The 2500-nt window shown below is 54.6% G+C and carries 1 protein-coding gene and 1 rRNA gene (both only partly in view); one reads left to right on the forward strand and one right to left on the reverse strand.

What is annotated here, in order from left to right; genetic code table 11:
- Positions 1–1292 (reverse strand): 16S ribosomal RNA (locus AB7783_RS19595); it reaches 195 nt to the left of the window's first position.
- A 1185-nt stretch (positions 1293–2477) separates the two neighbouring features.
- On the opposite strand from AB7783_RS19595, the gene AB7783_RS19600 reads away from it, so the two are divergent.
- Positions 2478–2500, forward strand: the beginning of a protein-coding gene (locus tag AB7783_RS19600; RefSeq protein ID WP_441278544.1) for a hypothetical protein. It continues 187 nt past the right edge of the window; 23 of the gene's 210 nt are visible here — the first part of the coding sequence; it begins with the start codon at positions 2478–2480; its stop codon lies beyond the right edge, outside the window.

Raw genomic sequence — 2500 nt, forward strand, 5'->3', positions numbered from 1 at the left:
CTAGCGATTCCAACTTCATGGGCTCGAGTTGCAGAGCCCAATCCGAACTGAGACGGCTTTTTGAGATTTGCGAGAGGTCGCCCTTTTGCATCCCATTGTCACCGCCATTGTAGCACGTGTGTAGCCCAGCCCGTAAGGGCCATGAGGACTTGACGTCATCCCCACCTTCCTCGCGGCTTATCACCGGCAGTCTCCTTAGAGTGCTCAACTAAATGGTAGCAACTAAGGACGGGGGTTGCGCTCGTTGCGGGACTTAACCCAACATCTCACGACACGAGCTGACGACAGCCATGCAGCACCTGTGCTCTATGCCCCGAAGGGAAGGTTCCATCTCTGGTACCGGTCATAGACATGTCAAGGGCTGGTAAGGTTCTGCGCGTTGCGTCGAATTAAACCACATGCTCCACCGCTTGTGCGGGCCCCCGTCAATTCCTTTGAGTTTTAATCTTGCGACCGTACTCCCCAGGCGGAATGCTTAAAGCGTTAGCTGCGCCACTAGTGAGTAAACCCACTAACGGCTGGCATTCATCGTTTACGGCGTGGACTACCAGGGTATCTAATCCTGTTTGCTCCCCACGCTTTCGTGCCTCAGCGTCAGTTATGGGCCAGTGAGCCGCCTTCGCCACTGGTGTTCTTGCGAATATCTACGAATTTCACCTCTACACTCGCAGTTCCACTCACCTCTCCCATACTCAAGACTTTCAGTATCAAAGGCAGTTCTGGAGTTGAGCTCCAGGATTTCACCTCTGACTTAAAAACCCGCCTACGCACCCTTTACGCCCAGTGATTCCGAGCAACGCTAGCCCCCTTCGTATTACCGCGGCTGCTGGCACGAAGTTAGCCGGGGCTTATTCTTACGGTACCGTCATTATCTTCCCGTACAAAAGAGCTTTACAACCCTAGGGCCTTCATCACTCACGCGGCATGGCTGGATCAGGCTTGCGCCCATTGTCCAATATTCCCCACTGCTGCCTCCCGTAGGAGTTTGGGCCGTGTCTCAGTCCCAATGTGGCTGATCATCCTCTCAGACCAGCTACTGATCGTCGCCTTGGTAGGCCTTTACCCCACCAACTAGCTAATCAGACGCGGGCCAATCTCTCGGCGATAAATCTTTCCCCGTAAGGGCTTATCCGGTATTAGCACAAGTTTCCCTGTGTTGTTCCGAACCAAGAGGTATGTTCCCACGCGTTACTCACCCGTCTGCCACTGACGTATTGCTACGCCCGTTCGACTTGCATGTGTTAAGCCTGCCGCCAGCGTTCGCTCTGAGCCAGGATCAAACTCTCAAGTTGGACTTGAAACTTTAAACCGGCTGATCACAACGTATTGACGAGGTCCCACCATACTAAATCAGCCAAACCGAAGTTCAGCCAATCTGCTGTCCGCGCTTCACAGCGCTAACAACGATGGTGTTAACCTTTGTTCAAAACGTGTACCGCCGAAGTCTTTCGTCCGGCCCCGCCTCAGGAAGCCGAAGCTTCCATCGAACGAGACCCGCAAGGACTCCGCCGTCCACGTTTCTCTTTCTTCAATTTAACTTGTCAAACAGCCCGACGCAGATGCGTCAATCTCCCCAGGAGGGAGAAATCTCTATCTTCAGATCTTCCAAAGTGAGATCCATCAGGCGGCATCCAGTGGATGCCAGCGCCCCGAAGGGAGCGAACCAGTAGACCCTCCAGAGGAAGGAAGCAACCTCTTTCTTCGCAGTGCGCCGATTATTTCGTCCGAAACAAGCAGCAGAACATTGCACCGATCGAGATCCGCCAGGCTTCTTTGCAAAAACCTGACAACTCAACCCGACGACAAAACACCCACCGAAACTGTCGGCTGGTGCTTCACACATCGCGTTGAGGTGCTTCTGAGCGTCGAACCGTCCCGGACCCGTGGGCCCCGGCGCCGCCGCGCTCAGTGGCCGGTTTATAGTCTCGCACTCTCGAAGCTGTCAACGCCCAATCGTCAGAAAATCGTCACGCGTTTTTCGTGTGCGTAAAGTTGACGCCGAATCATAGTGCGGTGCGATGATGACAGCAGGATTCTGCATTGAATTGCAGGGATATCCGGATCCTGGGATACGCGTTGGCTCATACGATGATGCAAAGAGCCGCTGCGCATCGTCGGCATCGATCTCTCATCTGCTGTTGAGAACTATCAGGCCGACGGCGCAACGATGCTGCAGCGCCGTGGTGAGAACGCAGATGCAGCGGCGCCAAAAAAAACGATCGGCGCGCATGATGCCAGCCAGCGGACTGCGCAGCAGCGGCGATGCAGTTGCGCGAAGGAAACAATCCGTTCTTCCAATCGCAGCCTTTCGGATCTCGGATCGCTTCACTTGCCTCGCTGGGGCGAACGCGATCCTGAATGAGCTCAATCGGACCGCGCTACGCGGGTTCGGATTTTAATGGTGGATGTGGCTGAATGATCTCGGCCGATGCGGGTCGTCACCGTGATCAACATTCAGAAAGCCCTGCAGACGCTTGTTGACGATCACTCCGCAAACAAA

It is taken from the genome of Tardiphaga sp. 172_B4_N1_3, assembly GCF_052076035.1.
GTDB lineage: Bacteria > Pseudomonadota > Alphaproteobacteria > Rhizobiales > Xanthobacteraceae > Tardiphaga > Tardiphaga robiniae.